Annotated in this window: 23 protein-coding genes and 1 tRNA gene; 20 read left to right on the forward strand and 4 right to left on the reverse strand. The window is 43.8% G+C overall.

Features of this window, described 5'->3' with window-relative positions; genetic code table 11:
- Window positions 1-118 precede the first annotated feature (118 nt).
- Window positions 119-922 carry an inositol-1-monophosphatase gene (gene suhB / locus NH462_RS13630; RefSeq protein WP_045988903.1) on the reverse strand — a complete coding sequence of 268 codons (804 nt, stop codon included), beginning with the start codon at window positions 920-922 and terminating at the stop codon, window positions 119-121.
- Between the two features lie 215 nt (window positions 923-1,137).
- Here suhB and trmJ point away from each other — a divergent pair, with 215 nt between their 5' ends.
- The 16 genes from trmJ (at window position 1,138) to NH462_RS13710 (ending at window position 14,915) form a co-directional block, all read left to right on the forward strand.
- A complete protein-coding gene (gene trmJ / locus NH462_RS13635) occupies window positions 1,138-1,866 on the forward strand; it encodes a tRNA (cytosine(32)/uridine(32)-2'-O)-methyltransferase TrmJ (protein ID WP_010378958.1) in 729 nt (242 codons plus the stop codon).
- Between the two features lie 290 nt (window positions 1,867-2,156).
- The gene (iscR, locus tag NH462_RS13640; RefSeq protein WP_010378960.1) at window positions 2,157-2,648 is read left to right on the forward strand and encodes a Fe-S cluster assembly transcriptional regulator IscR; all 492 of its coding nucleotides are present in this window, start codon (window positions 2,157-2,159) and stop codon (window positions 2,646-2,648) included.
- A 23-nt stretch (window positions 2,649-2,671) separates the two neighbouring features.
- Window positions 2,672-3,886 carry an IscS subfamily cysteine desulfurase gene (locus NH462_RS13645; protein WP_010378962.1) on the forward strand — a complete coding sequence of 405 codons (1,215 nt, stop codon included), beginning with the start codon at window positions 2,672-2,674 and terminating at the stop codon, window positions 3,884-3,886.
- A 60-nt stretch (window positions 3,887-3,946) separates the two neighbouring features.
- Window positions 3,947-4,330 (forward strand): Fe-S cluster assembly scaffold IscU, encoded by a 384-nt coding sequence (gene iscU / locus NH462_RS13650; RefSeq protein ID WP_010378965.1) that lies wholly within the window; start codon window positions 3,947-3,949, stop codon window positions 4,328-4,330.
- Between the two features lie 9 nt (window positions 4,331-4,339).
- Entirely contained in the window at window positions 4,340-4,663 is a 324-nt protein-coding gene (iscA, locus tag NH462_RS13655; protein WP_010378967.1) for an iron-sulfur cluster assembly protein IscA, read from the forward strand.
- A gap of 60 nt (window positions 4,664-4,723) precedes the next feature.
- Window positions 4,724-5,248 carry a co-chaperone HscB gene (gene hscB, locus NH462_RS13660; RefSeq protein WP_010378969.1) on the forward strand — a complete coding sequence of 175 codons (525 nt, stop codon included), beginning with the start codon at window positions 4,724-4,726 and terminating at the stop codon, window positions 5,246-5,248.
- Between the two features lie 41 nt (window positions 5,249-5,289).
- A complete protein-coding gene (gene hscA / locus NH462_RS13665; protein ID WP_010378972.1) occupies window positions 5,290-7,152 on the forward strand; it encodes a Fe-S protein assembly chaperone HscA in 1,863 nt (620 codons plus the stop codon).
- A gap of 1 nt (window position 7,153) precedes the next feature.
- On the forward strand, window positions 7,154-7,492 hold the full coding sequence (fdx, locus tag NH462_RS13670; protein WP_010607222.1) for an ISC system 2Fe-2S type ferredoxin: 339 nt from the start codon (window positions 7,154-7,156) through the stop codon (window positions 7,490-7,492).
- Between the two features lie 89 nt (window positions 7,493-7,581).
- Window positions 7,582-9,015, forward strand: a complete 1,434-nt coding sequence (locus NH462_RS13675; protein WP_253106059.1) for an NAD-dependent succinate-semialdehyde dehydrogenase — start codon at window positions 7,582-7,584, stop codon at window positions 9,013-9,015.
- A 99-nt stretch (window positions 9,016-9,114) separates the two neighbouring features.
- Complete coding sequence (locus NH462_RS13680; protein WP_010378978.1) at window positions 9,115-9,996, forward strand: NTP transferase domain-containing protein; 882 nt, start codon at window positions 9,115-9,117, stop codon at window positions 9,994-9,996.
- 46 nt (window positions 9,997-10,042) lie between these two features.
- On the forward strand, window positions 10,043-11,116 hold the full coding sequence (locus NH462_RS13685) for an aminoglycoside phosphotransferase family protein (protein ID WP_253106079.1): 1,074 nt from the start codon (window positions 10,043-10,045) through the stop codon (window positions 11,114-11,116).
- Window positions 11,117-11,266: 150 nt separating this feature from the next.
- Entirely contained in the window at window positions 11,267-12,643 is a 1,377-nt protein-coding gene (locus NH462_RS13690; protein WP_211858617.1) for a Gfo/Idh/MocA family oxidoreductase, read from the forward strand.
- An 80-nt stretch (window positions 12,644-12,723) separates the two neighbouring features.
- Window positions 12,724-13,224, forward strand: a complete 501-nt coding sequence (locus NH462_RS13695) for a nuclear transport factor 2 family protein (protein WP_017218495.1) — start codon at window positions 12,724-12,726, stop codon at window positions 13,222-13,224.
- Between the two features lie 29 nt (window positions 13,225-13,253).
- A complete protein-coding gene (locus tag NH462_RS13700; RefSeq protein ID WP_253106061.1) occupies window positions 13,254-13,520 on the forward strand; it encodes a YkoF family thiamine/hydroxymethylpyrimidine-binding protein in 267 nt (88 codons plus the stop codon).
- Window positions 13,520-14,140, forward strand: coding sequence for a nicotinamide riboside transporter PnuC (pnuC, locus tag NH462_RS13705; RefSeq protein ID WP_039493061.1), 621 nt, complete (start codon window positions 13,520-13,522; stop codon window positions 14,138-14,140). Before NH462_RS13700 ends, pnuC begins: the two co-directional genes overlap by 1 nt.
- On the forward strand, window positions 14,103-14,915 hold the full coding sequence (locus NH462_RS13710) for a phosphotransferase (RefSeq protein WP_253106063.1): 813 nt from the start codon (window positions 14,103-14,105) through the stop codon (window positions 14,913-14,915). Before pnuC ends, NH462_RS13710 begins: the two co-directional genes overlap by 38 nt.
- A gap of 66 nt (window positions 14,916-14,981) precedes the next feature.
- On the opposite strand, the gene NH462_RS13715 is transcribed toward NH462_RS13710, so the two are convergent.
- Window positions 14,982-15,164, reverse strand: a complete 183-nt coding sequence (locus NH462_RS13715) for a helix-turn-helix domain-containing protein (protein WP_010378988.1) — start codon at window positions 15,162-15,164, stop codon at window positions 14,982-14,984.
- Between the two features lie 197 nt (window positions 15,165-15,361).
- Here NH462_RS13715 and NH462_RS13720 point away from each other — a divergent pair.
- Window positions 15,362-15,436 (forward strand) — tRNA-Arg (locus NH462_RS13720).
- Window positions 15,437-15,450: 14 nt separating this feature from the next.
- Here NH462_RS13720 and NH462_RS13725 read toward each other — a convergent pair.
- Entirely contained in the window at window positions 15,451-16,416 is a 966-nt protein-coding gene (locus NH462_RS13725; protein ID WP_010607232.1) for a zinc transporter ZntB, read from the reverse strand.
- 283 nt (window positions 16,417-16,699) lie between these two features.
- On the opposite strand from NH462_RS13725, the gene NH462_RS13730 reads away from it, so the two are divergent.
- The 3 genes from NH462_RS13730 to NH462_RS13740 are packed head-to-tail and all read left to right on the forward strand — an operon-like array spanning window position 16,700 to window position 19,051.
- Window positions 16,700-17,134, forward strand: coding sequence for an ATP-dependent zinc protease (locus tag NH462_RS13730; RefSeq protein ID WP_010378990.1), 435 nt, complete (start codon window positions 16,700-16,702; stop codon window positions 17,132-17,134).
- A complete protein-coding gene (gene rimK / locus NH462_RS13735; RefSeq protein ID WP_253106065.1) occupies window positions 17,131-18,036 on the forward strand; it encodes a 30S ribosomal protein S6--L-glutamate ligase in 906 nt (301 codons plus the stop codon). Before NH462_RS13730 ends, rimK begins: the two co-directional genes overlap by 4 nt.
- Window positions 18,023-19,051, forward strand: a complete 1,029-nt coding sequence (locus tag NH462_RS13740; RefSeq protein WP_010378992.1) for a succinylglutamate desuccinylase/aspartoacylase family protein — start codon at window positions 18,023-18,025, stop codon at window positions 19,049-19,051. The genes rimK and NH462_RS13740 overlap by 14 nt, the downstream gene beginning before the upstream one ends.
- Here NH462_RS13740 and NH462_RS13745 read toward each other — a convergent pair.
- On the reverse strand, window positions 19,041-19,604 hold the full coding sequence (locus NH462_RS13745) for a mechanosensitive ion channel domain-containing protein (RefSeq protein WP_010378993.1): 564 nt from the start codon (window positions 19,602-19,604) through the stop codon (window positions 19,041-19,043). The two genes, NH462_RS13740 and NH462_RS13745, sit on opposite strands and share 11 nt — an antisense overlap.
- Window positions 19,605-19,646: the final 42 nt, after the last annotated feature.

Here is a 19,646-nt window from a genome sequence, read left to right on the forward strand (position 1 = left end):
CTCAGCTTAAATACCTGATTTTGGAGTAACAGTTAGCTCTTGCTATTGTTATTCTTAGACTCAATCAGATACAAAAAAACCCAAGCAGTGCTTGGGTTTTTCATCTAAGCCAGAGTTATTATTTTAACAATGACTCAGTTAGTACCGGGCGAATTTCTTTTACAATCGCTTGGCAAAGCTTAGGTGCGCCACAGATGATATTGCCGCTACGGTTAAAGTTAGCACCGCCAGCAAAATCAGTGACCATACCGCCTGCTTCTTTTACTAGCAGCTCACCGGCTGCTGTATCCCAAGGCTTAAGGCCAATTTCAAAGAAACCATCCATACGACCTGCTGCAACATATGCCATGTCTAAAGCTGCAGAGCCCGCACGGCGGATATCAGCTGTATGAATGAATAATGCTTTGAATGCTTCTAGGTAGGCATCCATGTGGTGCTTTTGCTTGAAAGGGAAACCCGTGGCAAGCACAGTGCCTTGTAATTCAATAGACTTAGATACACGAATACGTTTGTTGTTTAGCTGTGCGCCTTGGCCACGAGAAGCGGTAAATAACTCGTCGCGGATTGGATCGTATACAACAGCTTGCTCTACGCGGCCTTTAACTCTTAACGCGATAGAAACAGCATAGTGAGGAATACCTTTAACGAAGTTAGTTGTACCGTCTAGAGGATCGATAACCCAAAGGTAGTCTGCATCTTTGCCTTCGTGATGACCAAATTCTTCACCAACAATAGAGTGATCAGGGTAAGATTTTAAAATTGTGTCACGAACGATTGATTCCGCATCTTTATCGATGTTAGTTACTAAATCATTAGTGCCTTTTTGAGTGGCTTCAACGCGCGATAAATCTTCACTTGCACGTAGGATAATCTTACCTGCGTTACGCGCAGCGCGTACCGCAATGTTCAACATTGGATGCATAGCATTACCTTTAGGTTGTAAAAGAACAGGATCATTTTGAGCCGGCGTATTCTAGCGGTTTTTTCTCTAAAGTAAATAACCAATTGTGAATTTTTCTGGTTGTTTTTTGTACTCCGTTGCTGCGTAAAGATTTTTAATTTCTGGTTGTGGAGCTTGGAAAAACGCAAATTAGATATGCTACACTGCGCCATTATTTTTGTTTGAGACTCGTGTAAATGGCTTTAGAAGATATTCGAATTGTATTAGTGAACACCTCACACTCTGGCAATATTGGCTCTGTTGCGAGAGCGATGAAGACGATGGGGTTATCTAAGCTTTATTTAGTTGACCCTGCATGTGAAGTGGACAGCCATGCAAGTGCATTGGCGGCTGGCGCAACCGACGTGTTGGGTGCAGCGACTAAAGTCGATACACTTCAAGAGGCGATTGCTGATTGCGCTTTAACTATTGGCACGAGTGCGCGCTCACGCACTTTGTCGTGGCCAATGGTAGACCCGCGTGAGTGTGCACAAAAATTGGTTGCTGAGTCGGTGAATGGTCCTGTCGCCCTTGTATTCGGTCGTGAGAATAGCGGCCTAACAAATGAAGAGTTGCAATTGTGCAACTATCATGTGTGTATTCCAGCTAATCCTGAGTATAGCTCGCTTAATCTTGCCATGGCAGTGCAAACTTTGGCCTACGAAACGCGTATGACATATCTAGACACGCAAGAAAAGCAGCCAGAAGAAGTAGATGAAACGATTTACCCATCATCAAAGCAGATGGAGTTATTCTACGAGCATCTTGAAAATACCCTGAATGACACCGGCTTTATCATCAAGCAGCATCCGGGCATGGTAATGACTAAGCTAAAGCGTTTGTTCAACCGCGCTAGACCGGAAGAGCAAGAACTTAATATTCTACGTGGGATCCTAAGTTCGATAGATAAATCTACTAACAAGTAAACCAGACAGGATGCAGTATTGGCCAACTCAGCGCGCCAATACTGTTATATTTCTATCGTCTAAATATTAACCATTCCTTTTGTGAAATCTTGCATAAATCTTCATCACTAATACTTGACTAAAATACTCAGGTAATTACAATATCCATAATACTTGATTAAATTACTCAGGTATTTCGGGTAGGCATACGAGGGTTGCAGATTTAAAGCCGTTATTATGCTTGGTTAATACTTGACTATCTTAGTCAAGTAATTAAAATTTGCGGCTTGGTAAATTAGCGGGGGTTATGCATGAAACTAACATCAAAAGGCAGATACGCCGTGACAGCAATGTTAGATGTTGCGTTACACGCAAGTATTGGCCCTGTTCCACTAGCCGATATCTCTGAACGACAAGAGATTTCGCTATCTTACCTTGAACAATTATTTGCCCGTCTACGTAAACATGGCTTAGTTAGCTCTGTACGTGGTCCAGGCGGCGGCTACTTATTAGGCCGTGATGCACACACGATTTCCGTTGGTGATGTGATTAATGCAGTTGACGAGTCCGTTGACGCAACACGTTGTCACGGCGAAGGCGGCGGTTGCCAAAGCGGTATGCGCTGTCTGACTCATTCATTGTGGTCTGATTTAAGTGTGCGAATTGAAGAGTTTTTAAACAGTATTTCCCTAGCCGAGTTAGTCGCCGACGCGGATGTTCAATCCGTAGCAACGCGGCAAGATAAGCACGTTAAACGTGTTATCGAGCAATTAGACAATATTCAAGTGAGCTGTCAACTCTAGGTTGACGTCAAGCGGAGAGATAAATGAAATTACCGATATATCTAGATTATGCAGCAACCGCTCCGGTTGATCAGCGTGTTGCAGACGAGATGATGCAGTGCCTGACAATGGATGGTAACTTTGGTAATCCAGCTTCTCGTTCACACCGTTTCGGTTGGCAAGCAGAAGAACTGGTTGATCAGGCGCGTAATGATATCGCTGATTTAATCAACGCTGATCCGCGTGAAATCGTTTTCACATCTGGTGCAACTGAATCAAACAACCTTGCAATCAAAGGTGCTGCACAGTTCTACAAAAAGAAAGGCAAACACATCATCACCGTTCGTACTGAACATAAAGCAGTACTAGACACCTGCCGTGAGCTTGAGCGTCAAGGCTTTGAAGTGACGTATATGGATGTTGAAGACAACGGCTTACTTGACTTGAAAAAGCTTGAAGCAACGATGCGCGAAGACACTGTTTTAGTGAGCGTAATGCACGTTAATAACGAGCTAGGTGTTATTCAAGATATCGCGACTATTGGTGAGATGTGTCGTGAGCGCAAGATCATGTTCCATGTTGATGCGGCGCAAAGTGCTGGCAAGGTACTAATCGACCTACAAACATTGAAAGTAGACTTTATGTCATTTTCTGGCCACAAAGTTTATGGTCCTAAAGGCATCGGTGCGTTGTACGTACGCCGTAAGCCACGTGCGCGTTTAGAAGCACAAATGCACGGTGGTGGTCATGAGCGCGGTATGCGTTCTGGTACGCTTGCTACTCACCAAATCGTGGGTATGGGCACTGCATTTAGAATTGCTAAGCAAGACTTTGAAAAAGACCATGCACACATCAGTGCGCTTCGTCAGCGTCTATTGGATGGCCTAATGGATATGGACGAAGTTTATTTTAATGGTGCTATCGACCAATCAGTACCTGGCATTGTAAACATCAGCTTCAACTTTGTTGAAGGTGAAAGTCTACTAATGGCAGTTAAAGACATTGCGGTTTCTTCAGGTTCTGCATGTACATCGGCGAGCTTAGAGCCATCTTATGTACTGCGTGCTCTAGGTCGTAATGACGAATTAGCACACAGCTCTATCCGTTTCAGTATTGGTCGTTTTACGACAGAAGAAGAGATCGATTACACCGTCAATCTTCTTAAGAATTCTATTGGTCGCTTACGTGAGATGTCACCGCTTTGGGAAATGCACCAAGATGGCATCGACTTAGATAGCGTTGAATGGGCACACCATTAAGCAAGTTTTAGCCGCTGGCTGGATACCATCCGGCCGCAAGCAGGTAGTGAGGAAATAGTTATGGCTTACAGTGATAAAGTTATCGACCACGTTGAGAATCCACGTAACGTAGGTTCTTTAGACAAGAACGATCCAAGCGTAGCAACGGGCATGGTGGGGGCACCTGCATGTGGCGACGTAATGAAGCTACAAATTAAAGTGTCAAAAGAAGGCATCATCGAAGATGCGAAATTCAAGACATATGGTTGTGGTAGCGCGATTGCATCATCATCCCTTGTGACTGAGTGGGTGAAAGGTAAATCGTTAGAAGAAGCTGCGACTATCAAAAACACTGATATCAGTGCTGAGCTTGAGTTGCCACCAGTGAAAATCCACTGCTCAATTTTGGCAGAAGATGCGATTCAAGCTGCGATTGCAGATTATAAGAGTAAACAAGCGAAGTAAGAGACTATTATGGCAGTGACGTTAACAGATGCAGCCGCTAATCGCGTATTAGCCTTTTTGAGTAACCGTGGAAAAGGCATAGGGCTGCGCGTTGGTATTAAAACCACGGGCTGTTCAGGTCTTGCTTATGTTCTCGAATTTGTCGACGATTTAGATGAAGGCGATGAAGTATTCGAAGACAAAGATGTCAAAATCATCGTTGATGCAAAAAGTTTAGTTTATATCGACGGCACAGAGCTTGATTATACAAAAGAAGGTCTGAATGAAGGGTTTAAGTTTAATAACCCAAATCAGAAGGACGAATGTGGCTGTGGCGAAAGCTTCACCGTATAGTTTGCAACAGTGAATAGCTTAAAGCCCTGCCTTGGTGGGGCTTTGCTGTATTAGGTGCGTATGCGTTATTTTGAATTATTTGATTTACCTGTTGATTATCACGTTGATTTAAACAAACTAAATCAAGGTTATTTAGAGCTACAGCGTGCAGTTCACCCAGATAGATTTGCTGGTAAAAGTGAGCGTGAGAAGTTGCTCGCGGTACAGAAAACCGCAGAGATCAACGACGCGCTAGCGGTGCTTAAACACCCAGTTAAACGCGCCGAGTATATGCTAAGCGAAAAGGGTGTAGACATACGTGCAGAGCAACAAACGTTGCAAGATCCGATGTTTTTAATGCAACAGATGGAGCTGCGCGAAGCATTAGAAGAATTACCTGATGCGGCGGATCCTGACGGCGCGATTGCAGAGTTCGAAACACAGATTAAAGCGTTAGATACAGAGTTTAGCGCCTCCCTTGCCGAGCAGCTTCAAAGCGATGACATGAGCACATTAGAAGCCGCAGCAGACAATATTCGTAAGCTAAAGTTTGTCTACAAGTTACGCGACGAATTAGCACGTATCGAAGATGAATTATTCGATTGATGATGTATAGCATCAACAAACGTTAAAGTGAAAAGAGCATTATGGCATTATTGCAAATTGCTGAGCCGGGGCAGAGCGCGGCACCTCATGAGCATAAATTAGCGATTGGTATTGACTTAGGTACCACGAACTCTCTTGTGGCAACAGTACAAAGTGGCGAAACGAAGACCCTTAGCGATTTAATGGGTAAACCTATGCTGCCGTCGGTAGTAAGGTACACCGACTCAGAGGTTATCGTTGGTGAACAAGCCCAAGCTGCTTCTGCTGAAGACCCGACAAATACGCTTATTTCTGTAAAACGTTTTTTAGGTAAAACGCAATCTGAAATAGAACAAAGCTATGGTCAGTTGCCTTATAACTTTGTCGATAATAACGGTTCGCTTGCTATTGAAACCGTAGCTGGCGCTGTAAGTCCAGTACAAGCCTCCGCTGAAATTTTAAAAACATTACACCAACGTGCTATTGATAGCTTTGCTGGTGAAGATGTAATGGGCGCAGTGATCACCGTACCTGCGTATTTTGATGATGCACAAAGACAAAGTACAAAAGACGCAGCCGAGCTTGCTGGTCTAAAAGTATTAAGACTTCTCAATGAGCCGACTGCAGCTGCGGTAGCTTACGGCCTAGACTCTGGTCAAGAAGGCGTGATCGCGGTTTATGACCTTGGTGGTGGTACGTTTGATATTTCTATCTTACGCTTAAACCAAGGCGTGTTTGAGGTATTATCAACCGGTGGCGATTCTAGCCTCGGTGGTGATGACTTTGATTCACTGTTGGTCGATTTCTTCAAACAGCAAACGCAGCTATTTGATTTAAACCCTAAAGAGCTACGCTTGTTTATCAATAAGGCAAGAGCCTGTAAAGAAGCGCTTTCAAGCTATGAAACGGTAAACGTAGAGCTACCAGTTCGCGAGCAAAAGTTGGTTGTTACGATCACGCGTCAAGCATTCGCTGAAATGGCAATGCCATTGGTTAAAAAGACTTTACGCTCTTGTCGCCGCGCGTTAAAAGATGCCGGTGTCACAGCAGAAGAAGTCTTGCAGGTTGTGATGGTCGGTGGGTCGACTCGTATGCCGGTGGTACGTGAAGAAGTCGGGAGTTTCTTTGCCAAAGAGCCTCTAACATCAATCGATCCAGATCGTGTGGTGGCATTAGGTGCTGCTATCCAAGCTGATATTTTAGTGGGTAACAAGCCTGACTCTGACATGTTACTGCTTGATGTATTGCCATTGTCTTTAGGCCTAGAAACTATGGGTGGACTGGTTGAAAAAATCATTCCGCGCAATACCACTATTCCTGTTGCACGCGCACAAGAGTTTACCACCTTTAAAGATGGTCAAACTGCTATGTCATTGCATGTATTGCAAGGTGAGCGAGAGCTCGTTGATGATTGTCGTAGCTTGGCTAAATTTAGTCTAAAAGGCATTCCACCAATGGCGGCAGGCGCTGCGCATATTCGAGTCACTTTTAGAGTTGACGCTGATGGTCTATTGAGTGTTTCGGCTGAAGAAAAGTCGACAGGTGTGCAGGCTGAGATCCAGGTAAAACCGTCGTTTGGTTTGAGCGATGACCAAGTAGCACAAATGCTAAAAGATTCGATGAGCAATGCCAAAGAAGACATGAGCGCTCGTATGCTTAAAGAGCAGCAGGTTGAAGCACTGCGTGTGTTGGAAGCGTTAGAGGCATCGCTTGCAACGGATGGTCATCTGTTGGCAGAAGATGAGCTCAATACACTGCGCGGTGCAATGACTGAACTTGCACAAATTCGCGAAAGTGCAGACAATCCAGAGCAGATTAAAAAGGCGATCGAAGAAGTCGATCAGGCGAGTAGTGATTTTGCTTCACGCCGTATGGATGAATCAATTAAAAAGGCACTGCAAGGGCAGTCGGTAGACGAGGTGTAATATGCCACAAATTATCTTTTTACCCCATGAAGAGTTATGTCCGGAAGGTGCTGCAATCGAAGCGAAAACGGGTGAAACTGTACTCGATGTGGCGTTGAAAAACGGAATCAGTATTCCACATGCCTGTGAAAAGTCATGTGCATGTACTACGTGCCATATCGTTGTTCGTGAAGGTTTTGACTCGCTGGAAGAAAGCGATGAGTTAGAAGATGACATGCTAGATAAAGCATGGGGTCTTGAAGCTGAGTCTCGTTTGGGTTGCCAAGCGATAATTAGTGATGAAGACTTAGTGGTTGAAATTCCAAAGTACAATCTCAATATCGTTAATGAAGACCATTAAGAGCTGCTAACAACCTAGGTTGTTACCGACAAATTTAATAAAAGCCGTAGTCTTATACTACGGCTTTTTGCTTTTCTAGGAGGAACGCTATGTCACTCATCAGTAATCCCGAATTTTCACTTATCAATGGCCAAGCACATCATAGTAAAACGCAAGTCGATGTGGTTAATCCTGCAACTGGAGAGCACCTTGCTCAGGTTTCTGAGGCGGATAACCAGGCTGCCGATAAAGCGCTGCAAGCAGCGGCTGAAACCTTTGAAAGACTTGCTAGCACGACAGCACATGCCCGTAGTCAAGTACTCAGAAAATGGTACGAATTGGTAATAGAGCATCGACAGGCCTTGGCTGAAATCGTCACTAAGGAACAAGGCAAACCGCTCAAGGAGGCACTTGCCGAGGCGGATTATGCAGCAGGATTTATTGAATGGTATAGCGAAGAAGCCAAGCGCGCCTATGGTAAGGTTATTCCCAGTCATTCTCAATCACATGAGCTAACTACAATCAGGCAAGGGGTTGGTGTTGTACTTGGGATCACACCGTGGAATTTTCCACTGGCGATGATCACCAGAAAAGTAGCACCAGCTTATGCCGCAGGTTGTAGTTTTATTTTAAAGCCTTCTGAGAAAACCCCTCTAGCGGCCATCGCACTGGCTAAGCTAGCTATCCAGGCTGGAATGGAAGTTGGTGCTTTTCAGGTGTTAGTGACTAACGATTCTAAAGGGTTAGTAGCACATCTTACTGAGTCACCACAAGTGCGAAAACTCACTTTTACGGGGTCAACACAAGTGGGGAGTGCGTTGTTGAAGCAATGTGCCGATACGGTGAAAAGAACGTCAATGGAGCTTGGTGGTAATGCACCATTTATTGTTTTCGACAGCGCTGATGTTGAGCAAGCGGTAAGTGGTTTGATGGCAGCGAAGTTTAGAAATGCAGGACAAACTTGTGTGGCCGCAAATCGCGTGTTTGTCGCGAAAGGTATCGCGGCAGAGTTACTCAATACACTCACTCAGCAGGTAAGCACGCTCACCTTGGGAAATGGTTTAGAACAAGGTGTTGATATTGGTCCACTCATTTCACTTGAAGCCAAACAAAAAGCACAGCAGTTGTTGGAAGATGCGTTAGCTAAAGGTGCGAGCATCGCTTATCAAGGTGATAAACAAAGCGGCCAATTTATAGCACCAGTAGTTATCACGGGTGTAAATAGCGCCATGCGGATCTTCCATGAAGAAATTTTTGCACCGATTGTCAGCATTATTGATTTTGAGAGTGAAGATGATGTGGTAAGAATGGCAAACTCTGTGCCAGAAGGGCTTGCTGCTTATTTTTATTCGAATGATGGCAATCAAATAAGGCGAGTAAGTCAAGCGCTTGAGTATGGCATGGTTGGGATTAATGAAGGGATCATATCCAATCCTGTAGCGCCTTTCGGTGGTGTGAAGTTTTCAGGTCTTGGCCGAGAAGGAGCACAGGAAGGACTGCTTGAATACCAAGAAATAAAGTACTTATGCCAAAAGTTTAGCTAGTTCACACTAATTGCGAGGACGCCTTTCCTCGCAATTGCTTTTATTCTGAGCAAAAGCTCAGTACACTTACCCGCTTATTTGAGTTTTGATATTTTTTCAATGATAGGAATCGAACAACCCCCTACGCTGATCATTTTGGCTGGTGGATTAGGAAGCCGCTTTGGTGGTAACAAGCAGGTTGCTGAGCTGCCAAGTATCGATAAAAGCATTATGGAATTGAGCATAATTGACGCGCATCATGCTGGTGTGCGCGATGTTATTTTGATCATTAATGACAAAGTGCGAAGCCTAATCGAAAATGTGATATTGCCACGATTGCCGAAGGCGCTGAACATTACTTTAGTGCAGCAGCGGCTTAGCGATATTCCAAGTGAATTTATCGACTGTTTAGCCGGGCGAGAAAAACCATGGGGCACAGGGCACGCGCTGTTGTGTGCAAAGGCATACGTTGATAAGCCAGCGATAGTTATCACGGCGGATGATTATTACGGGCCTGATGCATTTGAGCAGCTTGTTGAACATTTTCAAAATCATCGCAATATGGCGATGGTCGCATACCCAATTATAAATACCTTATCTGAACAAGGTGGAGTAAACCGTGGCGTTTGTCAGGTACAAGCGCAACAACTACACTCGGTTGAAGAAGCATTAGATATTCGCTTTGAAAACGGCGAATTGTCAGGTGATATTGCAGGTAAGCGATGTAAGATCGCACACTCTGCGCTTGCTTCGATGACCTGCTGGGGTGTGACGCCGTCACTTTTTGATTCATTAGAAGCCGGATTTAATGCGTTTTTAAGGAGTTATGACAACGGTGTCAAAAAAGAGTATTATCTGCCAGATTGTATCCAACACAGTATCAATAAGGGCCTGCAAACCGTGACGGTCTACCAAGCTAAATCACATTGGTACGGTATAACTTATAAGAGCGAACTAGACATTGTCGCGAGAAAGATTTATGAAGCACGTCAGGGAAGATAATCATCTCCACACAACTACATCCGACTTAACTCCTTTTGAGGTGAATATGGAGTATCAAGCCGTTGCGCAACAACTTGCTGATGAGTACGGTCTCATTAGTGAAGAAGCTAAAATGAAGCCGATTGGTAGTGGTCATATCAACACGACTATGCTGTTGCAGGACAACCACAAAACCATGGTAGTACAAAAACTAAATACCACGGTATTTCCAAACCCTTTACACCTTGTTGAAAATGCGCGAGCGATTGAACAGCACTTAACAGCAAAAGCCTTAAATGGTGAATATAGTCTCGCTATCATAAAGCATTTAGCGACGAGTTCAGGCCAATATTTAGTCGATATTAATGACGAAGTTTGGCGTGCGCTTGCATTTATTGGCCGCAGTTATAGCGAAGACGTAGTGGCAAACGAACAACAAGCATTAACGGCTGCAAATGCCTTCGGGCAGTTTGCACATGCGCTAAATGATTTTGATGCGGCGCAGTTACATCATGTCATTCCAAACTTTCATAACTTGGCGATGCGTATTGACGCATTCAACCAAGTACTTGCGAAAGATGAGCATGGTCGCGCGGAAAAGTGCAGTGATGTTATCGCCGCTTTTCAGCAGCAATTTGCACTTGCAGAAGAATTGCAGCAGGCACAAAAACAAGTACCACTTAGAGCTTGCCACAACGATACCAAAATCAACAACATGCTGTTCTCAACACAGAGTGATGCAGCACGAGCCGTTATCGACTTAGATACTTGTATGCCAGGTAACTGGTTGTTTGATTTTGGCGATATGGTACGTACCTTCTGTTCGCCAGAAGCTGAAGACTCTACGAACTTGAGTAATGTGCAGGTAAGAGTAAATATCTTTGCTGCGCTGGCGCAAGGGTACATTGAACCGTTACAAGACAGTGTGACTGAAGCAGAAAAAGACAGTTTTATTCTTGGCGCCAAAGTGATGCCATTCATGATAGGTCTGAGATTTTTAACAGATCACTTAGATGGAGATAATTATTTTGCAACCCACAGAGCCAATCATAATCTTGACCGTGCGAAGAACCAGTTTGCGTTGTATTCCAGTGTGCTAGAAAAAGAGGATTGTCTGAATAATATTATCAGAGCAATTTAACGATTTAGTATATTTTAAGAAAAAGCGCTTCAAGCGCTTCAAGCGCTTTTTTTGCGGCTTTATCGCAATGTTTTGAACCTAAGATTGGGATAGGTTAGCTTGATAGCTAGCAGTATTAGTGCTGTTAAGAAGTATCGTTTAGGAGTAAGAATGAAAAATATAAACCGCCGCGACTTTTTAAAAGCCGCAGGAGCGGCAGCGGCTGCGAGTGTAGTAGCTGGGTGCGCAAGCTCTAATCAAAATAATAGCATTGTACCCAAGCAACAAGGCCGCTCTGTCATTGGACTCGTAGCACCAAAAATGGACGTAGTTCGGGTAGGTTTTATTGGGGTTGGCCAACGTGGCTATGGTCATGTAAAGCGTATGAGTCACATCGATGGCGCACGTATTGTCGCGATTTGTGATACCCATGATGAAGTGCTTGAAAAATCGGCTGACTACCTTGTGCGCGAGCGAGGTTTGCCGAAACCTGCGCTGTATCGTGGTGGTGACTTAGCTTATCAAGAAATGCTTAACCGGGATGATATTGACATCGTTATCATTTCAACACCTTGGAAATGGCACGCACCGATGGCAATTGATACCATGAATAGTGGTAAGCACGCGTTTGTTGAAGTGCCTTTAGCGTTGACCGTTGAAGAAATGTGGCAGATAGTTGACACCGCAGAGCGCACGCAAAAGAACTGTATGATGATGGAAAATGTCAATTACGGTCGCGATGAGTTGATGGTATTGAATATGGTTCGCCAAGGTGTATTCGGTGAGTTATTGCATGGTGAAGCTGCATATATTCATGAGCTACGTTGGCAAATGAAGGAAATTGAGCACAAGACCGGCTCATGGCGTACACACTGGCATACTAAGCGAGATGGTAACCTATATCCAACTCATGGTTTAGGGCCAGTATCTCAGTACATGAATATTAACCGCGGTGATCGTTTTGATTACTTAACTTCTATGAGTTCTCCCGCCCTAGGTCGTGCAGCCTATGCAAAACGCGAATTTCCGGCAGATCATGAACGCAATCAACTACATTATATTGCGGGTGATATGAATACCACGATGATTAAGACCATCAAAGGACGCAGTATCATGGTACAACATGATACGACCACGCCTAGGCCTTATTCTCGTCACAATCTTATTCAAGGAACTAATGGGGTCTTTGCTGGTTTCCCTAACCGTATCGCGTTAGAGCAAGGCGGTGCTAAGAGCTTCCATGAATGGGATTACGAAATGGATTCATGGTACAAACAATACGACCATCCGCTTTGGACTAAAATGGGTGAAGAAGCACAGCGCAATGGTGGTCACGGTGGTATGGACTTTTTAATGTTCTGGCGCATGATCTATTGCCTGCGCAATGGTGAGGCGCTAGATCAAGACGTATACGACGGTGCGGCTTGGTCGGTAATTTCTCCGTTATCGGCTCAGTCAGTGGCTAATCGCAGTGAATCATTGAGTATTCCAGACTTTACCCGTGGAGCGTGGAAAACCGCTAAACCATTGGGTATAGTAACAGTATAAAAATACATATTTTATCATTGTCGAATTAAGCGCTATAGGCGCTTTTTTTATACACAATTAATACGGCTTTTGGAGTGGCTATGATGCGCTATGGGTTCTTGTTATTTTCTATATCAATACTGAGTGGTTGCAGTAATTCGGTTAATATCAGTAACAAAAATACATTCATCAGCCATGCCGATGCTTACTTTAATACCTATGCTCAGCGGCAGAACTTTACCCAGTTTATCGAGTTCTATGCCGAAGATGCCGTGCTGGAAGATATGGTTTTTGGCCATAAGGCACAAGGTAAAGATCAGATTACGGCTTTTTTTAACTGGTCTGCTGGAAATTTTGCTGTGCTGGATGAACAACCCGCCTTAGTGGTTGAAGATAAAATAGTCGATAGCACGACTCGAACCGTGGTTGCTAGAGGCGTTTTTAATCGCTTTAATTATACGTCACGCGAGTTAGGGCCTTGGCGATTTCTGATAGTGCTAAAGTTTGACGAAAAAGGTAAAATTATCTATCAGCAAGACTGGATTAACTATACCCCAAAATCGGATTTTACCGGTGGGGAAAATCTAAACCAGCAATATTAATAATCGGCTGCCATTTGTAAGGAGCGCCCATGCAAGTTTCTGTTGAAATAAGCAAGTACCCACTGCACCAAGACTATATCCCTTTTATTAAAGGTTTTATTGATAGGCTGAATGAGCATGAAGGGATCAAGGTGATCACAAATACGATGTCAACTCAGGTCTTTGGTGAATTTGATTTAGTGACCTCAGTATTGAATCAAGAAATGAAACACTCATTTGAAGCTTACGGAAAATGTATTTTTGTTTGTAAGTTTATCTCAGGCGATTTATCTCCAGCTGATAGTGCCTTTGATTAATGGACTGGTTTACTGAAACCTTTGCAGGGTTCACTGCGATGTCGAGTTGGGAGTATATCGCTGTGGTGTTGGCTGTTGCCTATTTATTGCTGGCAATTCGAGAGAATATATGGTGTTGGCCTGTGGCCTTTATTAACACCTTTATCTATACCGTGCTGTACTGGAACGGTGCACTAGTGATGGAATCACTGCTGCACTTTTACTATATGGTCATGGCCGTCGTCGGTTGGTGGATGTGGCGTCAGGGTGATAAAAACAAGCCCAGTGATATTGTTTCTTGGTCGCTATCAAAACATCTTTCAATCATTGTTATCACTTCAGTGGTTTCCGTTGTGCTCGGTTATTTCACCAAGCATTATATGGCAGCAGATCTCGCTTATTTAGATAGCTTTACCACATGCTTTGCGGTGGTGACGACTTATTTAGTGGCTAAGAAAATTCTTGAAAACTGGTTATATTGGGTCGTGATTGATGCAGCCTCTATCTACCTTTATTACCTTAAAGGCTTCTATCCTACGCTGGTGCTATTTATTTTCTACACCTTGATGGCGTGTTGGGGCTACAAGCGTTGGTACGAAGAATATGAAGCTAAGCAAGGAAAGACGCTTGCAGCACTCTGAGCTTGAAAAATTAAAAGTAAAGGTGAATACCGTATTCAAGGTTTCAGCTGAGCGATTAGAAAAGCTGACAAAAGGTGTGAGTAACAATAATTACCTGATGGTGAGTAAAGGCGAAAGCTACTTATTAAAATGCTACAGCCATGGTATTCCTACTGAGGCCTTAAAGGCGCAAAACAAGTTAGCGCAACAAGACATTACTTCTAACGTACTGCAGTATGACCTACGCACTCGTATGGCACTATTTACTTTTATGCCAGAAGTGTGTGCTGAGCCAAAGTTAAATACTGCGTTGTTAGCACAAGTTATTCAGGTGCATAACTTAGAGCTTGAAATATATGAGGTGCTGGACTTAGTCGGTTATGTTCAGGCTATTGATGAGAAACTGCGTCACCTAGTTGACATCGAACGGCTTATCGAAAGCTTAGCTTCCTTACCTGTGGATCAGGCGTTTTGCCATAATGACTTAGTCATGAGCAATATTATTCAAAGTCCAGAGGGGGTTCGGTTAATCGACTTTGAGTATGCTTGTCATAGTGACATATTTTTTGATTTAGCAGCGCTGGTGTGTAGTTTTAGCTGTGATGTTGAAGCAGCACTTACGGTAGTTGAGTCTTACTTTTCTCTAAAGCGGCAAGCCATGCCTTCATACGCTCAAGCTAAGCTGACGGTATTTTGCCAAATTTATTTGATTGTTAGCATTCAATGGTACGAGCAGCGCGGCGTAATGATAGAGGCCGAAAAGCTTAGACAGTTACTGAAGCAGTGGATACTGTAGCTGCAAGCTGAGCCAGTAGTATGTGATATTCCTTGATCACATTACTGGCCATCACTATTGGGTAGTTTAAATCCCACCCAGTCGCTGTGCTAGCTCTTTGTATTTTTCAACATCGGCTTTGTCAAAGATAGGTTCGCCACTGGCATCAGTGTCTTTGGCGACTAGCAAGTTTTCTCGTGCGAGGCGTCTTACACGCTCAACCTTTACGTCAAGAAACTCTGCAACTTGCTCTGTTGTCATCGGTGTCATATTTGGGATCCTCAATGATGTATCGCGATATTTCTGAACTGGCAGAAATATCAGTCTATTTTATTATTTTCAAAGCATAGTTGAATAACTGGTTTTTTGCCCAAAGTACAGCTTTTTTTAAAAAATAGGTTACTAATTAGTCATATAGCAAACATTGTCTGGCAATTGCCTGCACTTAGCATTATTATGTTGCCGACGCTCTCGTGGTGAAATGGATATCACGTAGCCCTCCGGAGGCTGAGTTCTAGGTTCGATCCCTAGCGAGAGCGCCAATGATTACTCCTACTTACAACCAGCCTTTGCGTTTAAAGTACACCCCAATACCACCAGTTAGTACCACCAACATAATAACAAAAAAGGCAAATGCGCCACCCCATTCAGTGCCAGGAATACCGCCAATATTCACCCCCAACAAGCCTGTTAAAAACCCAAGTGGTAAGAATAGCGCTGCAACGACAGACATCACGTACATTCTTTGGTTTAACTGTTCATTTTGATGGTTGGTGATCGCATTTTGGATCACTTGTGCACGCTCAATCGCAGCTTCTAATTCTTCGATATATCGACTTAAGGCATTGCTCGCCTCTTCAATCATGTGTCGATGATCTTCATCTAGCCAAGCAATCTTTGCCAATAGTAGTTCGCTAATAGCAAGCTTTTGTGGCTTAAGATAGCGTTTTAAACCAATGGTTTGTCTTCTTAATGTTGAAAGTTGCTGATAGTTGGGCAGCTGCTCACTGCTTTCCATCGCGTCTTCAAACTCGTCAAGCTGTTCTTCTATTTGCCAGATGATGTCTTGCATTCGCACAGAAAGTCGCATTACTAATGTAGATAGTAACTCACCGATACTTTTTGCGCCTTGACCCTTTTTAAGCGATGCCAACATATCTTGGGCAGACATAATATGGCGCTTACGACAGGTGATAAGTAGTTTATCGTTTGCAAAACAGCGAATAGAAACCATGTCTTCAGGGCTTTGCTTGGGGTTAAGGTTCACGCCACGCAAGAACACTAGCAAACCTTCATCGCCATTCGCCGTTCTCGGACGGGTTTCATCTGCGGTTAGCGCTTCTCTTTCCCAGTCATCCAAAAACGTTTGTTGCTTCAGCCATTCGGTCGTTTCGTCGAAGCTGTAGTCAAAATGAAGCCAAAGTGGCTCCTTGTGAATTACGGATTTTACTTCACTCAGATCGCAAAGTAGCCTACCGCCACCTTGACCGTCGAGCACAAACGCATGGAGTAATCCAGTCATAGCTAATTCCTATTAAAAAGTTCGTCCCAAGACTGACATAGATAATTTAATTTTCAAATTCATTTAGGTCCTAAAATCTTGGCGATGAAATAAATTGTTTGAATACTCTATTTTACTTTAGCTCAGTATAGGGCTTTACCTTGAAAAATGTGTAAGTGGTGTTACTGTAAGTTAAGGTGCTTGGCTTAACAGAGCGTTTTTATCTTTAGGATAAATTTATTTTGTTTTTCAAGTGACTTGAATCAGCGTATAAGTCCGAACTCATTTTGTACGAGAGCATAATATGATCACAGTTGGTTGGAGAGAGTGGCTTTCCTTACCCGATTTAGGTATCGAAAAAATCAAAGCGAAAGTAGATACTGGAGCAAGAACATCATGTCTGCACGCCTTTAAGGTTGAGCCTTTCAAAACAGAACAAGATGAACTTTGGGTAAGGTTTTGGATCCATCCCAAACAAGACAATACTGACTATGAAGTCTGTAGTGAAGCAAAAGTAGTGGATGAGCGCGTTGTTACCGATTCGGGCGGTCATAAAGAACTACGTTATGTAATAGAAACAAATTTAACTATCGGCAATCAGGCTTGGCCAATTGAAATCACGCTAAGCAATAGAGAAACCATGAAATTTAGAATGTTACTGGGCCGCACGGCGATGCGAGGCCGCATCCTTGTTGATCCAGAGCAGTCATACTTAAGTAATAAAACGGATAAATCATGAAAATTGGCATTCTTTCAAGGAATCAATCTTTATATTCAACAAGTCGTTTAATTGAGGCGGCAGAGCAGCGTGGGCATGAAGTTGAGGTTATTGACGCGCTACGTTGTTATATGAATATCAATAGTAGTGAGCCTGAAATTCACTTTAAGGGTCAGCAGTTGAGCGGCTTTGATGCGATTGTTCCGCGAATTGGTGCCTCTGTGACATTTTATGGTTGTGCGGTACTCAGACAGTTTGAGATGATGGGGGTTTACCCATTGAATGAGTCTGTTGCAATCACTCGCTCAAGAGATAAGTTGCGTTCATTACAGTTACTGTCAAGAAAAGGCGTAGGCATGCCAATCACAGGCTTTGCCAGTAAGCCTGATGACGTTAAAGACTTACTGGAAATGGTTGGCGGCACACCAGTTGTGATCAAACTACTAGAAGGCACACAAGGTATTGGTGTGGTGTTAGCTGAGACACGTAAAGCGGCGGAAAGCGTTATCGAAGCATTTATGGGCTTAAAAGCCAACATCATGGTGCAAGAGTATATTAAAGAAGCTGGTGGTGCGGACATTCGCTGTTTCGTTATCGGCGACCGTGTCATTGCCGCGATGAAGCGTCAAGCGCAAGAGGGCGAATTCCGCTCAAATCTGCATCGTGGCGGTTCTGCGACATTGGTAAAAATCACTCCGGAAGAGCGCCGCACTGCAATTGCTGCAGCAAAAGCCATGGGCCTAAATGTTGCCGGTGTAGATTTATTGCGTTCAGAGCGTGGTCCTTTGGTGATGGAAGTGAACTCATCTCCGGGCCTTGAGGGCATTGAAAAGGCAACTGGTAAAGACATAGCTAGCTTGATCATCTCCTTTATCGAGAAGAATGCAGCGGCGAAAAGGACTGCTACACGTGGCAAAGGTTAAAATCAACCAACCCTTTACGTTATTAGATACACGAGTGGGTGTTGCTGAAAGGCAGACTGTCCAGTTGGAAGTGGCCAAGCTCTACACTCACACACCAATGACCATTCCGATTGAAGTCGTTAATGGCGCAGAGGCCGGACCGGTACTTTTGGTCTGTGCCGCAATTCATGGTGATGAATTAAATGGCGTTGAGGTTGTGCGCCAGCTATTAAGTAAAGTCGATGCGGCAACGCTACGTGGCACCTTGATAGCGGTGCCTATCGTAAATATCTTTGGCTTTATTCATAAGTCTCGCTATTTACCTGATAGACGAGACCTAAATCGCTGTTTTCCAGGTTCTGAGCAAGGCTCGTTAGGGGCTCGAATGGCATCTATGTTTTTCGATTTGGTGGTAAAAAAATGCACCCATATTATCGATTTACATACCGGCGCGATTCATCGCTCTAATTTACCGCAGATCCGCGGTGACTTGTCCTGCGAAATGACCAAAGAAATGGCCATGGCGTTTGGTACACCAGTTGCGATAGATGCGCGACTGCGTAACGGCTCGTTGCGAAGTGAAGCGGCGGGATTGGACATTCCAGTTATCACTTATGAAGCGGGAGAAGCGTTGCGGTTTGACTCATTAGCCATTGCTGCTGGATTGCAAGGGGTTGAAAATGTCATGCGTAAACTCAGAATGCTGCGTGGGCGTCGTAGGAAACAACGTCATGATGCAGTTATCGCGGCAGCAACAAGTTGGGTGCGTGCGGACGTTGACGGTATTGTTCGAGCTCAAGTTAACTTGGGAGAACGCGTATCAAAAGGTCAAATTTTGGCTTATATAGACAGCCCACTAGGCCAAAGCGAAGAAGCGATTATCGCGCCTCGTAGTGGGATAGTGATTGGCCAACAAATGCTACCTTTGGTGAATGAAGGAGATGCGGTTTTTCACTTAGCTTACTTTGCACATGCAAATAGCATTGTTGAACAACAGCTAGAAACCTTTATTGACGATATAGGCCCTATTTCTTAGGGCCTAATGTTCTTCTTGGTGTTGGAACCTGTTTAGGTTTAGCTGGTTCCTGACTAAGCACCATAACGGGGCGAGTAACAAACAAGTTGTTAGGATATACAACCTTATGGCCATCAACATGGCGCAGCACTACACTCATCAATCCCATCTCCACAATACAGCCTTCAACAAAGTTTGCACCGTCAACAATTCTTACCCAATTCCCAACGCGATAATCGTTTTGAATAAACATAAGTAAAAACGAAGTCAGATTGGATAGCAGTGACCAACCGGCAAACATGGCAACACCAAGCATCGCAAATAACGATGAACCAAGCACCAGTAAACCACGAAGTTCTATACCCCAGAATACGAGCATAAAACAGACGAATACAAAGGCTACGAGTACACGAACGAGTAAATCGGCACGTTGTTTACGATGAGAGTCTATTTTTCCGCGTGTTACTTTTTCTAATAGTTTGCAACATGCTTTCATCAATAGTGGGAAGGATAATAGCGCCACTAAAGTTACAATTAGCTTGTATTGACTGAGTGCGAAATCTAACAAATGCAAAGTCGTATCCTAAGAAATTTTTTCTGCTTTATATCATGTTTA

The sequence above is a fragment of the Pseudoalteromonas sp. OANN1 genome, assembly GCF_024124685.1.
GTDB classification, from domain to species: domain Bacteria; phylum Pseudomonadota; class Gammaproteobacteria; order Enterobacterales; family Alteromonadaceae; genus Pseudoalteromonas; species Pseudoalteromonas piscicida.